20 protein-coding genes and 1 pseudogene are annotated in these 23,142 nt (G+C 57.3%); 14 read left to right on the top strand and 7 right to left on the bottom strand.

The window, feature by feature from the left end:
* Positions 1-22: 22 nt before the first annotated feature.
* The 4 genes from ACYCTF_RS03020 to ACYCTF_RS03005 all read left to right on the top strand — a co-directional run bounded on the left by ACYCTF_RS03020 (position 23) and on the right by ACYCTF_RS03005 (position 6,663).
* Positions 23-217 carry a DUF7706 family protein gene (locus ACYCTF_RS03020; RefSeq protein WP_461284533.1) on the top strand — a complete coding sequence of 65 codons (195 nt, stop codon included), beginning with the start codon at positions 23-25 and terminating at the stop codon, positions 215-217.
* A gap of 469 nt (positions 218-686) precedes the next feature.
* On the top strand, positions 687-5,228 hold the full coding sequence (locus ACYCTF_RS03015; RefSeq protein WP_461284532.1) for an AAA domain-containing protein: 4,542 nt from the start codon (positions 687-689) through the stop codon (positions 5,226-5,228).
* Between the two features lie 58 nt (positions 5,229-5,286).
* Complete coding sequence (locus ACYCTF_RS03010; protein WP_461284531.1) at positions 5,287-5,436, top strand: EAL domain-containing protein; 150 nt, start codon at positions 5,287-5,289, stop codon at positions 5,434-5,436.
* 660 nt (positions 5,437-6,096) lie between these two features.
* Positions 6,097-6,663 carry a hypothetical protein gene (locus tag ACYCTF_RS03005; protein WP_461284530.1) on the top strand — a complete coding sequence of 189 codons (567 nt, stop codon included), beginning with the start codon at positions 6,097-6,099 and terminating at the stop codon, positions 6,661-6,663.
* A 69-nt stretch (positions 6,664-6,732) separates the two neighbouring features.
* On the opposite strand, the gene ACYCTF_RS03000 is transcribed toward ACYCTF_RS03005, so the two are convergent.
* From ACYCTF_RS03000 to ACYCTF_RS02970, 7 genes are all read right to left on the bottom strand, one after another.
* Positions 6,733-6,957, bottom strand: a complete 225-nt coding sequence (locus ACYCTF_RS03000) for a hypothetical protein (protein ID WP_461284529.1) — start codon at positions 6,955-6,957, stop codon at positions 6,733-6,735.
* A 1-nt stretch (position 6,958) separates the two neighbouring features.
* Positions 6,959-7,381 carry a hypothetical protein gene (locus ACYCTF_RS02995; RefSeq protein WP_461284528.1) on the bottom strand — a complete coding sequence of 141 codons (423 nt, stop codon included), beginning with the start codon at positions 7,379-7,381 and terminating at the stop codon, positions 6,959-6,961.
* On the bottom strand, positions 7,378-7,542 hold the full coding sequence (locus ACYCTF_RS02990) for a hypothetical protein (RefSeq protein ID WP_461284527.1): 165 nt from the start codon (positions 7,540-7,542) through the stop codon (positions 7,378-7,380). Before ACYCTF_RS02990 ends, ACYCTF_RS02995 begins: the two co-directional genes overlap by 4 nt.
* A gap of 411 nt (positions 7,543-7,953) precedes the next feature.
* Complete coding sequence (locus ACYCTF_RS02985) at positions 7,954-8,358, bottom strand: type II toxin-antitoxin system MqsA family antitoxin (RefSeq protein WP_461284551.1); 405 nt, start codon at positions 8,356-8,358, stop codon at positions 7,954-7,956.
* 2 nt (positions 8,359-8,360) lie between these two features.
* On the bottom strand, positions 8,361-8,657 hold the full coding sequence (locus tag ACYCTF_RS02980; RefSeq protein ID WP_461284526.1) for a type II toxin-antitoxin system MqsR family toxin: 297 nt from the start codon (positions 8,655-8,657) through the stop codon (positions 8,361-8,363).
* A 238-nt stretch (positions 8,658-8,895) separates the two neighbouring features.
* Positions 8,896-9,138 carry a 3'-5' exonuclease gene (locus ACYCTF_RS02975; protein WP_461284550.1) on the bottom strand — a complete coding sequence of 81 codons (243 nt, stop codon included), beginning with the start codon at positions 9,136-9,138 and terminating at the stop codon, positions 8,896-8,898.
* Positions 9,096-10,481, bottom strand: a complete 1,386-nt coding sequence (locus tag ACYCTF_RS02970; protein WP_461284525.1) for an ATP-dependent helicase — start codon at positions 10,479-10,481, stop codon at positions 9,096-9,098. Before ACYCTF_RS02970 ends, ACYCTF_RS02975 begins: the two co-directional genes overlap by 43 nt.
* Positions 10,482-10,487: 6 nt before the next feature.
* On the opposite strand from ACYCTF_RS02970, the gene ACYCTF_RS02965 reads away from it, so the two are divergent.
* The 10 genes and pseudogenes from ACYCTF_RS02965 (at position 10,488) to ACYCTF_RS02920 (ending at position 22,575) form a co-directional block, all read left to right on the top strand.
* Positions 10,488-10,772, top strand: a complete 285-nt coding sequence (locus tag ACYCTF_RS02965; RefSeq protein WP_461284524.1) for a hypothetical protein — start codon at positions 10,488-10,490, stop codon at positions 10,770-10,772.
* A gap of 180 nt (positions 10,773-10,952) precedes the next feature.
* Entirely contained in the window at positions 10,953-11,150 is a 198-nt protein-coding gene (locus ACYCTF_RS02960; protein ID WP_461284523.1) for a hypothetical protein, read from the top strand.
* Between the two features lie 52 nt (positions 11,151-11,202).
* Positions 11,203-11,643, top strand: coding sequence for a hypothetical protein (locus tag ACYCTF_RS02955; RefSeq protein ID WP_461284522.1), 441 nt, complete (start codon positions 11,203-11,205; stop codon positions 11,641-11,643).
* A gap of 32 nt (positions 11,644-11,675) precedes the next feature.
* Positions 11,676-11,843 (top strand): hypothetical protein, encoded by a 168-nt coding sequence (locus ACYCTF_RS02950; RefSeq protein WP_461284521.1) that lies wholly within the window; start codon positions 11,676-11,678, stop codon positions 11,841-11,843.
* Between the two features lie 746 nt (positions 11,844-12,589).
* A pseudogene (locus ACYCTF_RS02945) lies at positions 12,590-13,539 on the top strand (IS110 family RNA-guided transposase).
* A gap of 143 nt (positions 13,540-13,682) precedes the next feature.
* Positions 13,683-14,912: a hypothetical protein gene (locus ACYCTF_RS02940; protein ID WP_461284520.1), complete on the top strand. Its 1,230-nt coding sequence runs from the start codon at positions 13,683-13,685 to the stop codon at positions 14,910-14,912.
* 24 nt (positions 14,913-14,936) lie between these two features.
* Entirely contained in the window at positions 14,937-16,439 is a 1,503-nt protein-coding gene (locus ACYCTF_RS02935; protein WP_461282703.1) for a DUF2779 domain-containing protein, read from the top strand.
* Positions 16,440-16,616: 177 nt separating this feature from the next.
* Positions 16,617-17,933, top strand: coding sequence for a hypothetical protein (locus tag ACYCTF_RS02930; protein WP_461282702.1), 1,317 nt, complete (start codon positions 16,617-16,619; stop codon positions 17,931-17,933).
* Between the two features lie 176 nt (positions 17,934-18,109).
* Positions 18,110-19,930 carry a hypothetical protein gene (locus ACYCTF_RS02925; RefSeq protein WP_461282701.1) on the top strand — a complete coding sequence of 607 codons (1,821 nt, stop codon included), beginning with the start codon at positions 18,110-18,112 and terminating at the stop codon, positions 19,928-19,930.
* The gene (locus ACYCTF_RS02920) at positions 19,891-22,575 is read left to right on the top strand and encodes a helicase-related protein (protein WP_461282700.1); all 2,685 of its coding nucleotides are present in this window, start codon (positions 19,891-19,893) and stop codon (positions 22,573-22,575) included. Before ACYCTF_RS02925 ends, ACYCTF_RS02920 begins: the two co-directional genes overlap by 40 nt.
* Positions 22,576-23,142 lie beyond the last annotated feature (567 nt).

Genomic DNA, 23,142 nt, shown 5'->3' with positions numbered 1-23,142 from the left:
CCCTCCCCCCGATGCGGTGTCCTTGCCTTACGTCCTACGCTTGCTCGTGGATGCGATCACGCTCCACGAGGCCTGGGCCTTTGCCCAATTACCGAAGCGCGCCGGCTGGGACCACCATCGTGCGCTGGCCATTGACGAAAACGAGGCTATCTCTATGCAGGCCTTTGCCGAGCGGTTGCGTCAGGCCTTAGCACAGCACGGCTATGCGCCGCGCTGACGGACATTCCGTGTTTTTGTGCTCAAAAGACGCGGATTTACATGATTGCCAATAGGGGGGAGTGGGTTCGCGGGAATCCGCAAAAGTCAGGTTTCACTCTCTGATGGTCGGTCAAACTCCTGGAGTTCTGGCCGAACTGTAATATAGTCTTGGCCAGGGACCATCTCCGGAGTCGGCATCGCTTGCTACGATGTGATGCCTAATGGTGCGGCAGTGAACGGAACAAAGGTCGCTATGACGAAATTGATGTTGGGGAGTGAATCATGGAGATGGTAGATAGCTTGACAGACATCGGAGGTTTCCATAGCCCACATTCGGCGCGCCGTTGTTTCAGGAGTATCTTGAATGCGGGGTTGCGGAGGTGCGGAGAAGCCGCACGAATTGCCATGAATGTTTACATTGTGATTATTGTCGACAAAATGACCTGCTATTGCACCCTGGCTCGAAGGCTTTGCCCAGGGAACGCGCAATGAGTGGCCAGATTCTTCTCCATAAGCTTCTAAACTACATCCTCGAGCAAGGCAAAGAGGTCGACCCGCGGGGTTTCAACCTCGGTCAGCACAAGGGCTTCATCAAGGCCAAGTCAGACCTTCAGGGCCTGCCCGGTGTCGATTTCGATATCAAGGTTGAGGGTGACCACATTTGGTTGCGCGTCGCTCGACTTGAAGCGAGTCGCCCACCAAAGCTAACTGACCCCATAACTAAGCGTTATATTGCGATAGGCGATGACCCCAATGGCCCCCTTCCGCATGTTGATGAGGTGGTTTTTGGGCACCAGATTACGCAAATCACGCAGGGGAAGACATCCGCTGAGTGCCTTGCGCTTGAGGTGCGGTTGCGAGGTACCGTCAGTCGCAGTTTGGAGACCTACGCGCAAATTTGGTCAGCTTGGGCTGAAGGAGAGAAACCATGCCGCAAGACCATTGGGCTCTATGGCGACCTCTTTGCCATCAAGCACCAACTTGAGTCGGCGGAAACCGCCAAGCCGCACGAGATGGTGTGGGGTGTGGGTGTGTCCTCTTGGAAACTTCCCTATACCGAGAAGTCTAGTCCAACCGTCATCCCATTTCAGTATCCTCTGCTGACTCAGGCAGTCGAGTTGACACTAGAAGCCGAGAGCCTCGCTCTTGTACTTAGGCCCAGGACAGTCGGTGGCCCTCGGCTTGAGTTCGATGCGTTTTCCGCAAGCCAGGTGCTCGGTACCGCAGACGTCGAAAAGGTGGCCCGAGACGCTCTCACTAACGGTTCGGACCGGCCAGTGAGCCCCTTTGACCCGGGCAGTTATGAGCACCTACTCAAACTCATTGCAGGGAACATGCACGAAAGGGGCCGCTATGTGGCAGGTGCGGAGAGTTTTCCGGAAGCAGGAGATGACTTGGTAGTATCCGACGCGTGGGTGCTCCTAGTCCGACCACGCTCGAACAATTATCTGCACGAGGATATTGAGCGCCTTAAGGAAAAATTAGTCTCCGGTGTTGAGATTCCCGTCGGCCCCCTGGCTCTTGTGACACCACCCTCAGACGAAATATCCACTTACGAGCCTGTGCACTTCCGCGGTTTGTCTGGAGGGTACGGTAGTCACGGGAGAGGTAATGTCAAAGAACTCTTCTTCCCGCTGCCCTACAACCATGAGCAGGTGACTATCGTCGAGCAACTCGAGCGGTCTTCTGGTGTCGCGGTCCAGGGCCCGCCAGGGACGGGTAAGACTCATACGATTGCGAACATCGTTTGCCACTATCTGGCTACTGGGAAAAAGGTTCTCGTCACAGCCAAGGGTGAACAGGCGCTGAAGGTGCTGCAGTCAAAGATTCCAGAAGGCGTACGTCCCTTGACCGTCGCATTACTCGCAGGCGATCGGGAGGGTATGCGACAGTTCCAGGCTGCGGTAGAGGCCATTATCCATGACGTGTCTCAGCTAAACCCCGAAGTCGTCCGCTCGAATATTGAGAGGGAAAGCAGCGCCATCGACAGGGCCCATACAGAACTCTCGGCCATTGACCGTCGTGTAGACGAGATTGCCCTATCACAGCTCTCGGAAGTGGAAGTTGACGGCATACCCATGCGGGCTCAAAAGATGGCCGGGCTGGTCATATCGGGTGCCGAGCGGTATGCGTGGTTCGACGATGAAGTATTTTTGGACGCGGCGTTCGCGCCACCGTTGTCTGGCGCTGACGTGGTGGCCCTGCGCGGAAGTCGACGAAGTTTGGGGCAAGACATCGTTTATGTCTCGGCGCGCATCCCGTCAAGTTCAGCCTTACTCACCGCGACCGATATTGGACAGCTGCATCAGGTTCTTGTGGATATGCACGCCATCAAGAGCGAAGAAGAAGCGGGTAGCTTGCTGGCGCTTCGTACGACTTCGCCGGAAGTGCTTACGGACGTCAAAGCATTACTAGCCGCTATCGAAATTGCGGTGGTTCTGGTTCGGGAACTGGAGGATACGGGTGAAGCCTGGACGGCCAAGCTACGCAGAAAATGTGGACAAGCCACATTCGCAAGCGAGCGACAGGCTCTGGAAGCTCTATTTGCTGAAATTGATGTTCTTATCAAGGCTCGGGGCGAATTCCTGAAGCGACCCGTCCAGGCCCCTAAGGCCACGCTCGATATGGCGAAGGCGCGGGAGGCTATTGAGCGTGGTGCGGAATTGGGAAAACCCTTTGGCCTGTTCGATATCGGAGCCGGGAATGCCAGGAGGTGTCTCGACGCGATACGCGTTGTCGGGCGCCCCCCCATTTCAGCAGATGACTGGAAGCATGTTAAGCGCTACATCGACCTGCACGAGCAGGCGCTTTCGCTTAGTGTGCGCTGGAACGAATTGTCTGAGCTGCTTTCGGTGCCACAATTCGCGGGCGGCGTGTCGGCGTTACGGCAAATCGAGTTGATTTCGGCTGATGCACAGAAGGCCCATTTGTTGGGAACTTACTATGATGTACACCTCCCTGTTTTGGCAGAAAAGGTTTTTGCTAAACCCCCGATGCAACAGCTCAAGGGCACGAGTGCTGACTTGCGCGAGGTACGAGATCACTTACGCCGCCATCTGATGCGCGCGGACTTGGGTCTCGCCGCGACACAGCTTGCCATACTGCAAGAAAAACTCGCGGGTACTTCTGGGCCGATTTCAGAGGCGTTGCGGATTTTTGCAGATGAGGAGCTTGGCAGCTCGACATTACCGGTCGAGCGGATTGTTGCCAAGTATTCAGAACTTGTCAGAGAGGTACGTCGGGTCGAATGTCTTACGTATGACCTCGGTGTGGTCAATGAAATGGCGACGCGCATTGAGCGGGCGGGGGCTTCGAAGCTCGGCATTCGGGTGAGAACAGAACCTGTTCATGCGTCTGGGGAGGACTATGTGTTTCCTGTGACGTGGCGCGATGCGTGGAACTGGGCGCAGGTCAGGACGTATCTCGACACCATTGAGGCACGCGAGGAACTCCGCACGTTGGCCGCGCGTCGCCAGGATCTTGAGCGCAGACTTGCCAAGCATTACGAAAGCCTAGTGTCAGAATCGGCTCGGCTTTCCACTAAGCTCGGGGCATCACCGAAAGTTCTGTCCGCCCTCGAGACTTACAGGACTGCCGTGCGGCGTATCGGTATGGGCACAGGTCCGAACGCCATTCGACACCGCCGTGATGCCCAAAGAGCGATGTTGGATGCCCAGGGCGCAGTGCCATGTTGGGTCATGAGCCATGCTAAGGTCTCTGAGACGCTACCCGCACAGCTCGGGTGCTTTGATATCGTGATTGTCGACGAAGCAAGCCAGTCGGACCTTTGGGCCTTGCCTGCTGTTCTGCGCGGCAAAAAGATTCTGGTAGTCGGCGATGACAAGCAAGTTTCCCCGGATGGCGGGTTTATTGCATCTGCTCGCATTCAGGAGCTTAAGGACAGATTCTTGAGCGAGCAGCCCTACGCGGCGGTACTTACACCGGAGAAATCGCTTTACGACCTTGCGTCGACCGTCTTCGCGGCGAATAAGGTAATGCTGCGTGAACATTTCCGATGTGTCTCCCCCATTATCGCGTTTAGCAACCGCACCTTCTATGATGGCTTTATTCAACCCCTACGCATTCCTAAGGCATCCGAGCGGATCGACCCGCCGCTGGTGGACGTTTACGTCGAGGACGGTATTCGTGGTGTCAAGGACGTAAATCGACCGGAGGCCGATTTTATCGCCAAGGAAATCGAAGCCATCCTCAAGGACCCCCACTTAGCTGGACGCACCCTGGGCGTGGTGTCCCTTCTTGGGCCAGACCAAGCAAAACACATCGACACCGTTGTACGCCAGTGCTGCGACGCGGCGGAACTTCTGCATCGCCAGTTCGAATGCGGAGACGCGCGGTTTTTTCAGGGTAGTGAACGGGATATTATGTTTCTTTCAATGGTGGTCGGCCCTACGAACTGCAAGGCAGTGTCCGGGAACATGTTCGAACAGCGCTACAATGTTGCGGCGAGTCGCGCTCGCGACCGTATGTACTTGGTCCGGTCGGTCCAACTATCGGAGCTGTCTCACGCGGACAACCTCCGCCGCAGTCTTTTGGAGCACTTCAGCAAACCGCTCGACCCGCCAGACCCGCCCGAAGAATCGTCCAGCCTCATTGACCTGTGCGAATCTGGCTTTGAAAAGGAGGTCTATTCTGAGCTCTTCCAGCGGGGTTACCGGGTCGTGCCACAGGTCAAGGCGGGCTCATTTCGTATCGACATGGTTGTCGAAGGGGCCAATGATGTGCGTCTTGCGATTGAATGTGATGGGGACGAGTTCCATGGACCCGACCGTTGGGCCGCCGACATGAGTCGCCAGCGCGTTCTGGAGCGGGCGGGCTGGATATTTTGGCGCTGCTTTGCATCCACTTGGTCCATGCGTAAAGACGAGGTGCTGCAAGAACTGCTGGGCCACCTGACGAGAATGGGCATCGAGCCGCTTGGGAGTTTGGAGCAGATACCGTCGCTAGTGGAGTACCGCACTTGGAATTCTCTCGTCACAAAGGAGCAGGCGAACTATGCTACAGGCGCTTGATGAGGCGATTGGGTTCTCATAATTATGATGGCGTTTCAGGTTTTCGTGTGGGTAAAGGGTGGTCGAGGCCATCGCCCGCATGGCCGCCGATCTCCATATCATCACCATTGCCGAGAGCATAGAGAGCGCTGCAACGGCCGCTTCAGTGGCCGCCCTCGGCATCTCCTGGGGGCAGGGCTATCATTTCGGGCGGCCGGGGTGGGAGTGAAGAGGGGGCGGACCGGCTCGTAGTCCTCGCTGGTCACTGGTCGATACCGATCCTTGTTGCGGTCCTGCGCAATGAAGGCCTTCGGCACAAGACCACGTCATCGCTTCTGAAATTGGCCCAAACGCTGTCCACCGAAGACCGACCGACTCGGCGATGTGCGAAGACCGCCGCTCCGCCCATTACGGGTAAGGGCGCGGCCACGGAATAAGGGCATAGGATTGACGATTGGGTTGTCCACAAATTCTGTGGATAGGTCTGGGGACAAAGATCGGCCGGCCCGGTCACGACGCTGTCATGGCCACCTGATCAAAAAAGCAGCACGGGATCAGGCATCCGTCTCGACGACGTAGGGAATCACCTCCAGGATGCCCCGCCGCAGCAACCCCAGGAACGTCGCCGCATCGTAAACCAGAACGCCATCTTCGTCCCCGGGCGACGCGCCCAGATAACGGAGCCGTACATGGCGCCCGTCTTACCCGGCCCAAAGCAGCACATCACCCGTGCGGGTGTCGCGATACAGTTCCAGAAAAGGGGGTTCCATAGGGGTATTGTGGGCCCCGCGGGCTTTTTGGCAACCCCGGATTTAGGAGGGCCATCGGCCGTGAGGCCCGGGCGTCCAAGTGATATTATCAGGCTAACGAAACACTCCATCCGGATACCGTGAACGAATCCGACCTTTTTGCTCTCCCATTCCCGGGCCTCTGGGTCCTGGCCTATGAGGACGAGGATCCCTTGGCGCTCTCCGTGCTCGAGCGGCGCGTGGCTCTCATGCAGGCCCATGACCCCGCCATACCGGATCATGACCGGTGCGGCAAGCGGGCCCATAAAGAAGAACTGATGGCGATGCCGCTGTTTTCTCTTGTGGCCCGCAGCGAACGAGACTCGCTGGCGGCCTCTGTCTTTACGCGGCGCATCTTCAGCCTCAAGAACCTATGTTTTACGGAAGCCCTGAATCTCGGCAAGACCGAAGCCGAGGCCAAGATCCTGGTCCGCACGGTCGTCGGTGGCAGCGCCGAGGAAATTCAAGAGAAGGCGGCGTGCGGCGAGCTTGAGCGGGCCGTGGATCGTCTTCATGCCTTGGCGGAGCGCTCGCCGGCCCGTCCTGCGCAAAAGCGTACCCCCAAGCACGCCCACAAGGGTGCCCACCCCTTTCGAAGGCGGAAACGACAGAAAGAGAAAGGCGACGGCGACGAAGCGCTTGACCAGGAAATCAACGGCAACCGGTGATCACCAACACGAGGAGGCGTGCGATCTCTATGCCCCTTATCGCCTATCGTGGGAAGGAAGGGCGGCGCACTAAAACCACGCTGGCCCGACGTCCGCCAGTAGCAGGCACATATTGCCGATAAAGAAAGCCAGCGCCGAGGCCTCGGCGCTGGCCAGCAGTTTATGCGAGATGCGCAACACACGGCTGTGAGTGCGCTTCTCCTGCCTCAGAAGAGACAGCCCCTCCAAAAGCAGGCCACCGCTCCCAAAAACATTCAGGGCCGCGCCGACAACGCGGACAAAGTGCCAGGACATGCTATGCGTCCTCGTGCGTGTCCGGCTGCGCGGCTGGCACGGGTGTCGTAGACGCGGGCGTCAATCCGTGAGGAGAAAGGGACGGCGCGGCGTCGGGCTGTGCGCTTGTTCCCTTCCGAGGCCGGCCAGCGCGAGACCCGGGCGCCTTTTTGGGCTTCTTGCTCAGTTTGGTGCCGGGCATCATGGCCTTGATGTCGTGGTCGAGCAGCACCGAGCAGGTATCGCCGTCCTCGTTCCGTAACACGCACTCATAGCGCTCCCGTATCGCAGTGACGCGCAGCTCGTCTTTGCGCCAGTGGCCGTCCGGGTTACGATAGAGCACCTTATCATTCACCTTGATGTCGCCGGGCAGGGCAAACGACTTGACCGCGACGATGTCGTTCAGCGTTACCACCAGGGGTGCATCGGTATTCCCTTCGCTCACCAGGTGATAGTCGCGGCGCGGGACCACAGTCTGAAGGCGTAGGGGCTCTGGCTTTCGCCATCGACCTCCACGACCGTGTGGGGTACGGGACCGTCGGGCTCGAGAATCGTGTGCACGCGCCCGGCGTGTGTAAGAACAATCAAAGCGACATCGTCCAGCATCAATGGCCCCTGTCGAAAAATGAGAAAGGGTAGCGGTACAAACCCAGCATAAAGGATTGCCGGGAAACGCAAGCGGCGAATGGCGCCCAATAATGTTGGTCATTCGCCGGATCATGATCATTTTCGCGAAAAGGTCCGCTGATACCCCGGTCAACGTTGGGGGAAATCCTGGGATCCCGACGGCGTACCGGGATACGGAAATACGCAAGTCGGCGCGGGAATTGTCGCGAGTCGAGGTCTTCCGGGCAGTGCGGTCAGGCCGTTGCGGCATACCATCTCTCCTATACCCTCCAAGAGGGGGGCTTCAGGAGTATCGGCGTCGGGGGAAATTGAGCGCATTTCAGTTTTCTTCGGGCATAAAAAAGGCCCCCAAAACATCGGGGGCCATAGGCCATTCGGCCTATAAGAGAGCTAAGTCTTGTCCCGGACCTCACCTAAAAGGTCCGGGTGATGGTCCAAGACCTTCAAGAGTTTCACTAGCGCCAAGGATGGTTTGGTCTTGCCGTTTTCGTAACGCGAAAACGCATTGACACCGCCGCCAAAGATTTCCGCCGCTTCTCGTTGACCCAGCGCCAGCTTCTTGCGTACGCTAACAATAAAGGCCGGATCCACGATCGCGGCATTGACCTGTTTTGCGAAGATACGCATCTCTTGCATGACGCGCTCCGATTCCGTCACACCCAGAATCGATTCCGCGCATGCGGGGCAAAAATCCCCCTCCACGTCGGGAATGACGGTCGATTCCCCCTTGTACGTATAGGGCAAGTCCCGCGTGTCGTGGATCAGTTCGGCCGCCCCACATACCGGACATTTCATCGTCATAGCTCCTTGAAGGACACGATCAGCACATCATCAATGACCGTCAGTTTCAGATACACATCGCCCACCGTAGTCTTCGGTCGATAGACGTCCTGCCAAATGCGATGATCCGCATGCGTCGTCATGCTCTTGTGAAAGTCGGCAGGCGTAAGCGCCCTCACCACCGCCAGCATGCCGGCCAAATCCAACCCCAAATCACCGGCTCCCGATCGGGCCGCGTACGTGGTGCTCACCTTGCCCGCCTCCAGTAAGGTTTTTACGACGGAGAGCGGGCAGTGTGGGCTGCGTTTTTCCATGGGCTAACACTAACCTAATGGGTTTCAATTGGCAAGTAGGTTATAAACCGTGCGCCCCGACCACCCCGGCCCCCATCCGTATAGAAGACATACCTTACAGGGCCAGACGCGTCCGCTACGCTACCGCCACGGGTGCCCACGCTGCGCGGGGTAACGGGCGCGAAAGGGTGGCTTTATCCGCGCTGCGGGCGTGCCAGCCACTCGCGCCCTTAGGGTTCGGTACGACGAGGGGAGGAGGTCAATCACTTCCTAGGGCTTCGCGTATGGCCAATAGCACCGCCTCGAACCGGCTCTCGACCTCGAGAAAAAACGGCGAGCGCCGACGAACCTTGATCTGGCCGTAGAGGTGTCGCTCCTGGGCAAACGTGACGACGAGCCGCTGGCGCGCCCGGGTCATCGCGACATAGAACACGCGCCGCTCTTCGTTCGGGTCATCGGCTAGGAGATCCCGGGTATCGCAATCGCGCCGCCCAAATACCAGACCGTATCGAACCCCAGTCCCTTGGCGGCATGCACGGTCATGAGCCGCACCACGTCCCTGTCCGCGGTGTGCACGTCCGTCTGCAGGGCCAGGTCATCAAGAACCGCCTGCCAACTGGCCGCCTGCTGGCGTAAGTCGTCGACGAGATCAGCCAAAAGCCGCACCCGCAAGGCGCATTGCTCGAGATCGTCTTCGAGGAGCTTCTGGCGCTGGGCGGCCCCGCCTGAGTTGGTCGCGAACTTACGGGCCAGTGCCCGCTCCTTGTCGGCCGTCAGCGGCGGCAGGAGAAATCGCTCCCACAACGCTACCAGGTATTCCCGGGTATCGCGGGGCGGAATGCCGCCCCAAGGACCGCGTGTAACTAGACGCGCCTCATCCAAGGACTGAGGGAGCCCGCACGTCCCGAAATATTCCACGCGGAACAAGAGATCCCGCAGGGCGGTAGCCTTCGGTTTCCTCCCGGCCAGACGCGAGACCGTCTCCCAGGCGCCATCCGGGCCGAGCGTCTCCATAAACGCCTTGTCCGAAACCCCCCAGCCGCCGGCCGATAGAATCCGCTTCCAGGCGGTCGTGTGGTCGCGGTCGCACAGCACCCGCGCGAGCGCCAACGCGTCAGCCACGTCCCGATGCTCAAAGAATCCGAGGTCACCCACGACGGCGTAAGGGACACGGGCGCGGACGAGCGTATCCTCGAGGAGGTTCTTCAGGGTGCGCTTGCGGTACAGCACCGCCATCGTCCTCCACTCCGCGCCGGTGTCGTGGGTCTTGGTGATCTCAGCCGCTACGTCGCGTGCCTCGTCATAATCATCCAGGTATTCCCGCCCTTCGGGACGGAAGGTCCCACCGCCGGCCTTCGCAGCCACCATGTCGGAGACCGAGAGACGTTCCGGCATCGCCCGAGCGCAGCCGTTCGCGGCGTCCACGATGGCCGGTGTCGACCGGTAGTTGCGAATGAGATCCACGACCGTGGTCTCGGGGTCGCGTTTCGAAAATGCGCGCATCATGCGGATATCGGAGCCCCGAAAACCATAAATGGGCTGTCGATCGTCCCCACAGACCGCGAGATTGCGGTGGCGCGCGGCCAGGATGTCGAGGATGGCGTTCTGTACGCTGTTGGTGTCCTGGAACTCGTCGACCTCGAGGTGGGTGAAACGCCCGGCGCGTTGACGGGCAAAGTCGGGGTAATCGTGCAGCAGTCGCGCGCCCACGGTGAGGAGGCCGTCGAAGTCCACGGTATTCAGCGCCAGGCACGCATCGTGGTAATGGTCCCAGAGCGCCAGGATGTAGGCGGCTGTGGTGCCAGGGTCTGGGGACCAACGCCGCGCCTGTATCTCGAGACGCAAGGCCTCTTGGCCGCGGGCAGGTTGCGCTACCGGAAGGCCGACGAGACGCGGGTCGGCGAGGACTCGGACGGCACGGTCGCGCCTTTCGGGCAAAGGGAGATCATCGATTCCGTGATCCAGGGGATCCATCCGCGCATCTATGGTCAGCTCATGAAAGCGGCCGCCCGGATGCCGCAGGATCTGGAAGACTTCTGGGAAGAACCATACGACAACTATCCTGACACAGGGGGGCTACGTACTGGCTCCTTATCCGGGATATGGGATATGCATGCCAAAGAGCGCCTCCTGTGACGCCCGCAGTACCCACCACGACGCCTATTTGCTGGCGCTGGCAGACGCTGCTGGGTTGGAGCTACAATACATCGGCAACGAAGGCTGGCCACGCTGCTTTCCCGGGTACGAAACTGAAGCGCGTTATTTGAAGCTTAGAAAGAGTCGATTGAAAGTTCGCTGTGTCGAACGGGGTTGGCTGTGGATATAACGGGCTTGAAGGATGCTGCACAACTGGACTCTTTCACACGGACCGTTAGTCAATACGGTACCCAGGCCATTCCGAGCAACCCTTCTGAATGGATAACCGCGATTGCACAGCAAAACGGCATCGATACGGAGGATCGTATCGCCAAAGGGGCTTTGCTCATAAAGGCATTAATCGATAAAGGCATGTGACCAACTGACGATGTTCTCCGAAAACGATCCTCACCTTAATTGGCTTCTACGTATGCAGACCAATGCTGATTATTTGAGCATCGAGCTCATGCAAGCGGGGATGGCCTACGCGATTTGGGCGCGTAACGCCTATGTCGGTATCTGGCTCCCGGAGGCTCAAGGCTTTTTGATCTCGCGCTACAAGATGGACCCAACGCCGTTTCTGTTCGTTGAATACCATTGGGACACTGGCGAACCATTTGGCACCGCCAAGCCATTGCGCGCACTTGAAATCTGCCCGTTACCGCTGCCGCCGGAGACTGCATACTATGACGAAGGACAGAATGCGGTCGTGTGCGCTTGGCTCGACGCACTAGAAGAACGTCATCCGCCACTTCCAGGCTGGGATTCGGTCGGCCAACGTCGTCAGGGTGCGGTAAGGTGGGCGCAACGGCAAGAGGAAAACCGGATGAAACGGAGGCGGGTCACACGTCGATCATCGGAGCAGAAGTAACCTCAAAATCGGACGAGGCCTATAATCACTTCATGGCCATCAAATCGACCACATTCGGATGTATTGAACTCTCCGGCAAGGAAGCCAAGTGGCTTCCACGTCACATGATTGAAGACAAGCTTAACTTGGCCGCGAAGGCTTCGCTCGCTCACGGTCAGGCGGTACTGGCTCGTATTGCCTCAGTTTATTCAAGCCTTTAATCGCCAGTAACTCGGTCGTCTCTTCAAGTGCATAACGGCGTTAATTTGAATCTTCTGATCGTGAGCCACGTTCCCGGTCTTCGGGATTTGCAAACGATGGTCAGATCGACCGCGCATTAGTGAACAGGTTTAATGCCGCGTTGCGTTCGAAAAATTGTGACTCAAGAGATCGGAGCTGATTCTGTATTCTCCATGCCCAATCCATATTGTCATAGTCGAGCCATGTTCCGGGATAACTGTCTCAAATACGACCATGGGTGTATCTCAACGCATAAAGTCCAAGGTTATAATCACGGCGCTGCTTTTTAGGGCGGCTTCCCCTGGACCGCAGGGCTAGCCCACTCTCGAATGTACAGAAAATGGCTGTACCTATTGGTTCGAAGGACACGCTTTATCTTGGCAATGCCGCATAAATCTCTCGATGTCGGCTTGTTTCGCCCTACATCCGAAGAATACGTCGCGCAAACATTCCCGCTTGACCGCCAAAGTGCGACTCCCGAGCATTAATAATGCGAACCGCATCATCGTATTGCCATAACTGGGCATTTGTTCGCTGCGCGCCAGGGAGATGGTATGAACGCCTTCCGTTCTGATGCCAAGGGGGCGCGGGCTACAGGATAAGGGCCCTCGCTATTCCGAACGGCATCCCTGTGCCAAAGTCGTGTGCATGTTGTCATCGCGACAGGTGGAGGGCCCCGAGGAATCGTATAACCTACGGACTGGATGTGGCCAAACAGGTCTTTCACATGTACTGGGTAGAGCCTGACACGGGTAAGATATGTAACCGGCGATTCAGTTGCCCCCAGCTGATAGAGTTTCTCTCCCACGCTGCCCCAGCGCAAGTGGCGCTTAAGGCGTGCTGGCCGAGGCACTTCTGGGCACGCAAACTCAAGGCCATGGGTCACGAAGCGGTGTTGCTACACGCCAAATGCATCCGTTCGTGCAGAACAACAAGACCGATACCACGGACGCGCGCGCCATCTGGACGCCTGTCCAGCAGCCAGGGATGCGCACCGTAGCCGTGAAGACAGAGGACCAACAGGCGGGCTTATGCACCGCATGCGCTCGCAGCTCCACAAGTTTCGTACGGCGCAGATCAATCAGCTGCGCGGGTTGCTTTACGAGTATGGCATTACGATCAAGGGCGGACGCCGGGCCGGACTCGCGGACACCTGCGCGCATCAGGCGGAATGTGAAAACATCGTACCGGCCTTCTTGTGGGAAGCGGTCAACGAGCCGCTGGCGCGATGGAAGACACTCGATCAGGAGAGGCGACCGATCGAGCACCGGATCAAGCGCTCAACAGCAGAATGAGGGCGCCCGCGTGATTGGCGATATCCCGGGTGTCGGTCTGCTCACCCAGACGGCATGGGTCGCCACGATGGGTGATCCCAAGACCTTTAAGTCGGGTCGCGAATTCGCAGCGTTTCTTGGGCTCGTGTCCCGTCAGCAAGGGACTAGTGGCCATCTTCAGTGGGGCCACTCTAGCCAACGCGGCGATACCACTCCGCGGGGGCTGGTGATCCCGGGTGCGCGTTCGGTGCTGGTCAATGCCGAGGAAAAGGGCACTTAAGTTGGGGAACTTGCTAGGCGGCGGCCTGACCATGTCGCGGTCGTCGCGCGGGCCTTCAAGATTGCACGCACGGCTTGGGCGATGCTCTCGTGTGGGCCAATCCATGCCCATATCGGGGTATGACGCGCCTTTGGGCCACCGTGGTCCGGGCCTTCCCATGCGACATGGCTTGTCGCAGCTAGGGCCTATGATGGGTCGTATCTAGGGACGCGGAAAGCCATCGCGGCCGGATGATCCAATCATGGCGATTGCAAAAGGGGGGACCTATGACGTGCGAAGTGGTGGTCATGAACAAACGGGGTATTGCGCTCGCCGCGGACAGCGCGGTGACGTTGACAGACGGCGACAGCAACAGGAATAAGGTCTATTACACGGCCGAGAAGCTTTTTTGTCTGTCCCCGGATCTGCCGGTGGCTATCATGACATACGGTCCGGCCGACATCATGGGCGTGCCGTGGGAGACGGTCGTCAAGGTCTATGCGCAAAAGCTCGAGGGGCGGCGCTTCGATACCTTGGCCGAGTATGCGCAGGATTTCCTCGCGTTCATCGAGGGTGCCGACTGGCTCTTCCCCCTACAGACGCAGACGCGCTGGCTGCAGAGCCTCGTCTACAACTTCTGGAAAGACTTCTATGTAGATGAACTGGAACGGGTGCTGGCGGAAGAAGAAAAAGTCAGCCCTAAGAGCAAGCTCAAAAAGCTCGCGGCGATCATCAAGGAAGACCATGAGGACTGGGAGCGCTTTCCGGATCTAGTGGGTCTGGACCCGGGCTATGGCCAGCGTGTGCGGGAAACCTTTGCCGAGGCCCTGAACGAGGCCGAGGCGGATCTCTTCGAAGACTTCTCCTTGACGCCAGCCCTGGAAGATGCGTTGCGTAAAACCGTAGCGTTCATGTATCAGAAGCAGTGGTTTCATCGGAAAGATCATGGCCGCGTCGTGATCGCCGGCATGGGGGAGACCGAACCGTTCCCCGTCTTGCTCGAGTACGACATTGGGACCTTGGCCGCGGGCAGGTTGCGCTACCGGAAGGCCGACGAGACGCGGGTCGGCGAGGACTCGGACGGCACGGTCGCGCCTTTCGGGCAAAGGGAGATCATCGATTCCGTGATCCAGGGGATCCATCCGCGCATCTATGGTCAGCTCATGAGAGCGGCCGCCCGGATGCCGCAGGATCTGGAGGATTACGACGACGAAGACGAACCCGAAGAGCTCGAGGAGAGGGTAAAAGCGTTCTCCCAGTTGGCGCACGAGGAGGTTCTGCGGCCCTATGCGAAGCCTCTTCTTTCGGCGGTGAGCGCGCTCCCGCGCCAGGATCTGGCCAAGATGGCCGAGTCACTCGTGAATCTAACCGCGTTTTTTATGCGCATGTCAGTCGATGAGGAGCAGACGGTTTCAGAGCCGGTGGACGTGGCCCTGCTCTCGAAGGGCGATGGGTTCATCTGGGTCAAGCACAAGGATGTGCGGGGCCTTGCCTACGATCGATCCATTTGCGCCTGAAGGGTGCGAGAAGAGGGGGAGGGTATGACGCGCGTCTTCGGCTTGTCCAAATCGAAGTTGATGGCGTTCCGGCAATGCCCGCGTAGGCTCTGGTTGTCTGTCCATAGGCCGGACTGCGTGCCGGCCGATGACACGAACGAGGCGGTTCTGGCGACGGGCACAGACGTGGGCGTCATCGCCCGCCAAGGCTGGCCGGACGGCCTCCTGATTGCCCCCGACGGGCCGCTGACCGAGGCCTTGAGTCAGACGCAGACAGCGCTTGCGGCGCGCAAGCCCTTGTTCGAGGCTACCGTGCAGCGGCACGGGGTGCTGGTGCGGGCCGATGTCCTGGTGCCAACGCCGCGGGGCCCGGCCTTTGATCTCATCGAGGTGAAGTCGTCGACCCGCGTCAAAGACTACCAGCTCGAGGACGTCGCCATTCAATCGCAGATTTTCGCGGCGGCGGGCGTGCCCTTGAGGCGCCGGGTGTTGCAGTACATCAACAACGCGTTCGTCTATCCCGGGGGTGGGCGTTACCACGAGGTCCGGCCGGATGGAAGTCGCAATAGCCTCTTTGCCGCGGAGGACGTGACCGAGGCCGTGGAGTCTATCCAGGCCGAGGTCCCGGGGTGGATCGACGTGGCCCGGCGGACGCTTGCGGGCGCCATGCCGGATGAAACGGATGGATGCAACGATCCCTATCCCTGTCCCTATCAGGCCTTCTGTCACGCGCAGGCGCCGGAATACCCGCTCTCCTGTCTGCCCCGGATCCGGGCGGAGGCGATCGCCGCCTTGGCTGAAAAAGGCTACAAGGATGTGCGGGACATCCCGGCGGGGGTGCTCACCGTCCCCGCTCACGAGTGGGTGCGGCAGGTGACCTGCTCCGGTCAACCCGAGCTGCGCCCCGGGGCTCGGGCCGCCCTGGCGGTCCTCGATTACCCCCGCTATTACCTGGATTTCGAGACGATCCAGTTCGCCGTGCCGATCTGGCCGGGCACGCGTCCCTATGAGCAGCTGCCCTTTCAGTGGTCCTGCCATGTCGAGAAAAAGGATAAAACACTCACCCATCAGGAATTCTTGGATCTCTCGGGTGAGGCACCGATGCGGACCTTTGCGGAATCCTTATTGACGACCCTCAAAACTGCGGGCCCCATTCTTGTTTATAACCAAGCCTTCGAGGGCCGCATTATTCGGGAATTGGCGGCGCGGTTTCCTGATCTTGGCGCAGCGCTGACGGCGCTCCTCCCGCGCTTAGTGGATCTCTTACCCTTGACTCGCGCGCACTACTACCATCCGGATATGAAAGGGTCTTGGTCGATTAAAGCGGTGTTGCCCACTATTGCGCCTGATCTCGATTATGCGACACTGGATGGCGTGCAAGATGGCGGTCAAGCGCAGCAAGCGTATTTGGAAGCGATTACGTCCGAGACACCCACGATCCGCAAAAACGCCATTGAACGTTCGCTGAAGGCTTATTGCGAACGGGATACCGAGGCTATGGTGCGGTTGGTGAGGTTTTTGCGGGCAAGGCCGGGCGTCGCACCATGACAAGTCCTGAAAATCGATTGAGAGGCTCATCTGAGCCGGGTTTTTGATGAGAGGCATGAGGATTGTGCTTCCCAACAGCCATATAGAGGAAGCGCTGGCGCGGAGCGTGTCCGTCGTGATTGTTCGTTGTGGCTGCGGCTTTTGGAATAACTCACACAGATTCATAGAGGGGGTAAGTTGACAGAACCAATGTGGGGCCTGATGGCACCGGCGACAGTTGCAAGCGAACGGCGTACGCGCACCCTGGGCGTTGGTGAATGTATCCGATCATTCAATGATCTGGCTGTGCCAGGCATGGGTGGCGTTTGGTTCGGCAAGCAACTATTACTGGCCACTCTGGGTATTGCCGTTACGGAGCGCGTACGAGCAAAAGGAAAGTCGGTACACAATATCGAGACCGCCAATGCGGTTGAAGCCCTTGCTTGTCGGCTAGCGTTAGACCGCAATGGGTGGCAATCCGACAGCCGTCTGCGCGGTGTTACTAAAATGCGCGGCAAGAACGATCTCGCTTTTTCTGCGGTCCGCAAGCCCAGTTTTTATGTCACACAGCCTATGCGCATGGCTACCGGGCAAGCGCTGCTGGCGCTGGGCCTAGTTGAGAGCAACGGAAGGCGCTTTAATTCTTTTATTTGTTCTGGCCCTGGCAATGAGTTCCTTGAAGCGGCGTGCGCCGGTTACAATCCTTGCCATTATAGTAAAAGTATTCTCGACTATCTCGTTGACTGGAGCTTTGGCAACTTTGCCGTCGCTAGCCACAACCATAATCTCGCGAAAGCACTATCTCCACTCGAGCCGTTAGCTAAGGAAGCTCGCGATATTTTGAGGGAGCGGCTGATCCAGGGCGACGAGCGGGGCAGTCAGATAGATAGTCGACGTCGCGCCACCCTATCTTGGGTCGAGTCTGTGCGTAATGCGCCACACCAAAGGCTTACCTGGAAGAAGAAACCGGTGTCCATTGACGAAGATCACTGGCGCGATCTAGAAGCCGGTGCCTTGTTCTTCCAGGTCCGCGATACCACGATCAGTATATTGGACCTGCTTGAGGAGCACATTGGAAGCCTAAACCAACAAGTTCTGCGTTTAGTTGGCCCCTTACCAGTCATTATTAAGTCTAGCATTATGGTTTTGCGCGATTACGCCAAACGGTTTCTAGAGAAGCAGCATCCAGACGAACTGGCGAACGCTTTTTGCAGGGAATGCACAGACACTGAAGATCGGCGCTTGGTTGCCTGTCTAGTGGCCCGTGATGAACGAGTGCTTCGTCTCCGGGATCATGTTGTGTTGCCTGGACCTGCCTTTCGAGGCAGGTCAGCTCCGAAGTCTGGGGGGGAGCCATCGACGGTCGAGGAAAGCCCGATAAACAGCGCTGGCACCATAAGTTGGCCAGACGGGATTTCCTACCGCGTGCATAACCTATTCCTTCTCAACAAAGATCTATGTGGTGAGCTTTCCACATGGCTTGATGCCACGTCTGTTATTGCAGGAGGTGAGTGATGGACTCACCTCTCTCGTTAAGTCAACACTTTGAGCCGCCAGAGGGCTTTAGAGGCTGTTTTGGATGGATGTGTGGTTACTCCGCCGATAGTACGTTTCTAGACGATGCGGCCGAGCGGTTCACGCGGCTAACCCGTGCGCACCGCGCCCATGGTGGCCAGGCTGCATTGGCGCTTATGCTGGATCCAGGAAATCTGCCTATCTCATTCGTTGATGTCCCCGGTGTGATGCACCTTCCTATCAAAAACCCTAACAATAAGCCATTCGTGCTCTTACATGCCAAGGTCGCGGTCTTAGGGTTTGCCCATGAAAGCGATATCGGGCGGTGGCAATTGCGCCTGATTATTTCGACGGGAAACTGGACCAGGGTGACGCTAGAGGATAGCCTTGATCTAGTCTGGAGAATTGATCTCCAGGACGAGGAGTTGAATGGTCTGAACGACTCTGTCCGACAGCGTTGCGCGGACGTTAGTGCTTCCTGGAGGTTGATTGAATGGCTCCGTGAGTACTTCGATACTCGGATTTTGCGGGCCGTGCCGCCGAAACATGAGGGTACCGAGTCAATACGCAACATGGACCTAGTGGAATCGTGGATTCAAAAGGCCGTTCAGAAAAAAGGATCCGCGAAAGCGCGAGTCTTTGATAATCGGAAGACATCTCTTCTTGCGCAATTGCCCGCATTGATCGCGGCCACTGGCGTTGTATCTAGGCGCAATTATATCGCGATGGGTTCGGGGTTCTATGAGACTGCACCGGATCAGGATGGCATGCCATCGGTGCTGGCCGAGGTCATGGATGTTCTTAGGAACGAGGAGAACGATTTCGTCGTGTTGACGGAGTCTCCGGAAATGGATGTGTTTGTAAACCCAGCGGCCTGTCAGGTCATTGCGAATTCCCGGGAAGCGTTAAGTGCCGCGGGCTTCGTCGTCCGGCCTGCCGCTATCCCATCCTTTTTTCCTGAAAAAACACCGCCGTTTTTGCACGCAAAATTTATCTTTAGTGCCCATCAACGTCAAGACTCAGCACTTTGCAATAGCGCTTGGTTGTACCTGGGTTCAGGTAATCTTACTCGTCCTGGACTGTGTAATAGGGCTTCGGCAAATGGCGGCAATCTGGAAGCCGGTGTGGTATTTGCGCCGCAAGCTCTGCGCTGGGAGCCTGAGCGAGGGCTCGATGTTGGGAAGGTGGTGACTAACCTCTTACCGATTCAGTGGACCACGGATCTTTCGGGGCCTGACGCCGTTCTAAAGGCGGGCGACGACATAGTTGAACGGGGTATTGAGTTTATCGCGGCGCCCGTGGCTTGGCTGCTGTGGTATGAGACCCTGGATATGTGTTGTTTGCGGGTGCCGGATGGGGCAGAGATAAGCTTTGATGTGCTGGGTTCCGACGGGGTGTCTTGTCAGACAGGAGCGCCTGGCCAATTTTTGTGGGCTGACGCGCGTCCGCGGGAGGTGCAGTTACGTTGGCAGACCCATGAAGGGAGCCACCAAAGCCTAGTCCCGGTGCTAGATAAATGGGGTCGTTTCGCGGCCACAGAACTTCCAAAGATTGATATCGAACAGGCGTGGTGGTTGTTGGCCAATTTTCCCATGCTGCCGGATGATGAAGACCTACCACTGAATGATGATCAAAATGTTTTTGTGGCGTCGGGTCGCGAGTCAGCCGCATCAGCACCGGCAGCGACTTATCCGATACGAGAGATGATGCGCCTAATCGAGAATGTGGCTACTAAACAAACCGCGGTCCGGCAGGTTGACTGGAGCGTCTGGTGTGTACGCCTGGAGCAGGTACTTGTTCAAGCTTCCGATAGTTTAACATTGAAAGTATTCTTGGAATCCGGTATCAACCCCTTGAGCCCACTGTGGGAGGCGCCTTTTCGTCCGGCGTTTGCTGAGAGTAACGATACGCCAGAGGGGCAACGATATGAGGCGGCACTACATATGGTAGAGCATGAATGGAATGTGATGTCATTGAAGAAAATCGGAGAGATGTGATGAGCCGAACATTTCAGGGCTGGGAGAGGGTCGCTGCGAATTTGAGGCGCTATGCTGACGAGCAAGACGCGCTGGCTAAACGACGGGGCGAAAGCGTCTGTAGACTGAACCTGGGACAGCGAGCCAGCCTTCGTGCGATAGCGGATCGCGTTCCGAAAAATGGGCTTGTTGTCGCTGATGAGGTCGGGATGGGGAAAACGCGTATTGCGGTAGAACTTGCCCGCAGCGTAATTGAAGCTGACGGCCGTGTAGCAATTCTTGTTCCACCGGGTCTGGGTTACCAATGGCGTGACGAACTCCATGATGGCAAGGTGGAAGCACCGCTGATACTGCGCAGCTTAAGGCAATATTTGGATGCCTGGAGATCAATGGAGATAGGGGGGCAGGAACCATGGTTTAAGAACTCGGTAGTCCTTATCTCCCACGCGTTCACAAATTGGCGACTCGGCCCAGATTCTGCTCCGTGGCGATGGGCACTCTTACCAGAGTTTTATGCACAATGGCGCCAAAGTACACAGGGGCGCTTGCCTCGGTCCTACCATGATAGCGAGGTGCTAGAGGACGAAGGAGTGCGTAATGCGGCGCGAAGTATCTGTAATGTCGTGCGATTGAGTGGTAGGGAAAGCTTGGCGTATCAATGGGCTGCAAAAATTGACGAGGAAACCCCTTGGCCCGGGGCTCTGGATGCGGAGGCCTATGGCCGCGAACAACAATTACGCCACCATTTGGAACGCGTGGTGGGGTTGGGGCTGGGGATATTCGATTTAGTTGTCATTGATGAGGCCCATAAGAACCGCGGCGAAGACAGTAGCCTGTCACGCTTACTGGATCGCGTAGTTTTAACCTCTGCTTGTGCTCGCAAGGTGGGCGTGACGGCAACACCTATTGAGCTGGACGTAAACCAATGGCAACACACCTTAGGACGCATCGGGATTAACGAAAGCTCGCTCGCTATCATCAAGCGGGCGACTGAGGGGTACGCTCAATCGGTTAAATATGTCCGCCAGTGCCCGAGCAGCCAAGAGACGCGAGAACGTTACAGAAATGTGGCGGCCGTTTTTCAGGCGGCACTATCGCCGTTTCTGTTGCGTCGTGACAAGCGCGAAGATCCCGTCGTCCAGCTGTTTGCGCAACGTACGGGTTTGCCCATGACAGAATATCGACGAGAAACCGCTGTTACCGTAGAAACGCTGCGCTTGCCGTTTGCGTGGAAACAGGCGGTATGCGCGGCAGAAGCGTTGTCTGCTGTCACACATCTTAAGGAAGATTCTGTTGCTAAGCGCTTACGCCTGACCCTGGCAAACGGTCACGGTCTATCGGCTTTTATGGACCAAGTGGTGGATGATGAAGCGCAGAATCTCCCCACGGGAGCCGAAGCGCCTTTAGACAAGGCGATGCCTGTAGAGACAAAGCACGGGGCGCGTGTTAACTGGTGGCTTAAGGTTATGCGAAAGCCATTTGGTAAGGGTGTGGATCCGTTATTTGACCACCCGGCCATTTTAGCGGCAGTGAACAAAATTGAACAGGTAACGGGGCGAAATGAGAAGGTCCTCGTATTCGGCCGCTTTACGCGGCCACTCCGCGCGCTGGTAGACCTCCTCAACGCAAGAGAAATGTTGCGGTGCCTAGATGCTGCCCGGCCTTGGCCGCAGGCCAAGATGCATGAGGATGATGGGCTCGGTCACCGCGAAGAAAGCGCGCTCAGGGCAGCCCTTCAGCAGTTAAACTGCAACGACTCAATTGAAGGAATTGCGAAGAAATTGGCCGCGCAGTATGGGCGAATCGAGAGCCAGAGGAGGAAAGAACGCCGGACCCTCATCGCCGATATTGGTGAGGGGTTTAGGATACAGGATCCCGGGAAGCTCATGACCGGTCTCTTTGCGGCTTTCCAGGAATCGGCAAAAAGAAGTAAGGACGAAAGTGGCCAACGGCATCCGCTGACGTTGGTAAGTAAGGCGATATCGGAATTGATAAGGGGAGTCGATGTTTCGGCGCCCTCCGATCTGGCGGGCGCCTTTACTCAGCTTGTAGAGGCATTAAGAGACCGTGAAGAAGACGACAAAAAGGCTGACGATGAATACAGTGAGGGGGATGTAAATCAATTGTGGGCTCAACTCGAAGAACGGCTGCACGAAGAGTACAACCGGCCAGAAGGCGGCTTTGCGCGTCTGATGTTCGGTGGCACAAAGGCCGAGTCGAGGAGGGTGTTACAACTCGCCTTTAATCGGCAGAACAGTTTCCCTAAAGTACTCGTTTCCCAATCGATGGTCGGCCGCGAAGGACTTAATCTTCATAAGGCTTGTCGGACTGTGATTCTGTTACATCCAGAGTGGAATCCTGGCGTAGTCGAGCAGCAAATCGGACGGGTTGATAGGGTTAGTAGTTACTGGGCCGCGCTAATGACCGCAGCTGAGAGGCATGCGTCCGCTGATGAGATACCGAGGATTGAAGTGTGCCCGGTGATATTTAAAGGGACATATGATGAGCTTCATTGGAAGGTGTTACAGGCTCGATGGGACGATCTGAGGGCACAGCTGCACGGAACGATTATTCCTGCAGGGCGGGAAAATAACGGCGTGCCCAAGGAGATTATAAACGAAATTAACAACGCAGCCCCGAGTTTCTCGCCGGTTGGTAACAGGTGAAACGTCTTGGGAATTATGGCTGGGCTGTTGTGGGCGCAAGCCATGGACGAGATGTTGCCTCCAAACAATTGGGGTGAACGTGATCCTGATAACGCTTGGAAATCAAGGAGGCAATATGATGAGAAACGAGCATCGCTTATGGATTTTGCGAAAACAATGACGTTCCGTCAAAGCGCGCGTCGTGGGTCTTTGGGAGGTTTCGTTCTTGTGGACAAAGCCCACTAATGAGCCCTGAGATGGGGGCGAAAAGGATGCGGTGTTCCCAAAAGCCAGGGCGACAAAAAGGGTAATCCGCTCGCTGCTCTGGACCACTTTTGCTGCTCGAAGCGCGGATGACATCCCAGAGCAGCTTAAACAAGTTGTCCAAGCGGCCTTCCTAAAATCAGTACAATGACAGGGGGGAATAATAGGCCTCAGTAACATGAGCCACAGTGATGTATCGGCGATGGGTTTCGATTGCGTCGAGGAGGCATACAATCAAGCAGATTCTTATTCTGCTGAAACTCATGCCGGTAGCGAATTCATCGCCATAGTAGATAGAGTGGCTGAACTTCATCGATTGAAGGA

This window comes from Acidiferrobacter sp., from assembly GCF_054609335.1.
This window is presented reverse-complemented; position numbering and strand designations above follow the sequence as displayed.

Excerpts from the sequence above, each read along its gene's own strand:
- ACYCTF_RS02920 (WP_461282700.1), top strand. The coding sequence starts at position 19,891 with ATGGAATGTGATGTCATTGAAGAAAATCGGAGAGATGTGATGAGCCGA.
- ACYCTF_RS03000 (WP_461284529.1), bottom strand. The coding sequence starts at position 6,957 with ATGTCCTGGCACTTTGTCCGCGTTGTCGGCGCGGCCCTGAATGTTTTT.
- ACYCTF_RS02940 (WP_461284520.1), top strand. The coding sequence starts at position 13,683 with ATGACGTGCGAAGTGGTGGTCATGAACAAACGGGGTATTGCGCTCGCC.
- ACYCTF_RS02955 (WP_461284522.1), top strand. The coding sequence starts at position 11,203 with ATGCAGACCAATGCTGATTATTTGAGCATCGAGCTCATGCAAGCGGGG.
- ACYCTF_RS02935 (WP_461282703.1), top strand. The coding sequence starts at position 14,937 with ATGACGCGCGTCTTCGGCTTGTCCAAATCGAAGTTGATGGCGTTCCGG.
- ACYCTF_RS02985 (WP_461284551.1), bottom strand. The coding sequence starts at position 8,358 with ATGAAATGTCCGGTATGTGGGGCGGCCGAACTGATCCACGACACGCGG.
- ACYCTF_RS02925 (WP_461282701.1), top strand. The coding sequence starts at position 18,110 with ATGCTGGATCCAGGAAATCTGCCTATCTCATTCGTTGATGTCCCCGGT.
- ACYCTF_RS02950 (WP_461284521.1), top strand. The coding sequence starts at position 11,676 with ATGGCCATCAAATCGACCACATTCGGATGTATTGAACTCTCCGGCAAG.
- ACYCTF_RS03015 (WP_461284532.1), top strand. The coding sequence starts at position 687 with ATGAGTGGCCAGATTCTTCTCCATAAGCTTCTAAACTACATCCTCGAG.
- ACYCTF_RS02980 (WP_461284526.1), bottom strand. The coding sequence starts at position 8,657 with ATGGAAAAACGCAGCCCACACTGCCCGCTCTCCGTCGTAAAAACCTTA.
- ACYCTF_RS02990 (WP_461284527.1), bottom strand. The coding sequence starts at position 7,542 with ATGCTGGACGATGTCGCTTTGATTGTTCTTACACACGCCGGGCGCGTG.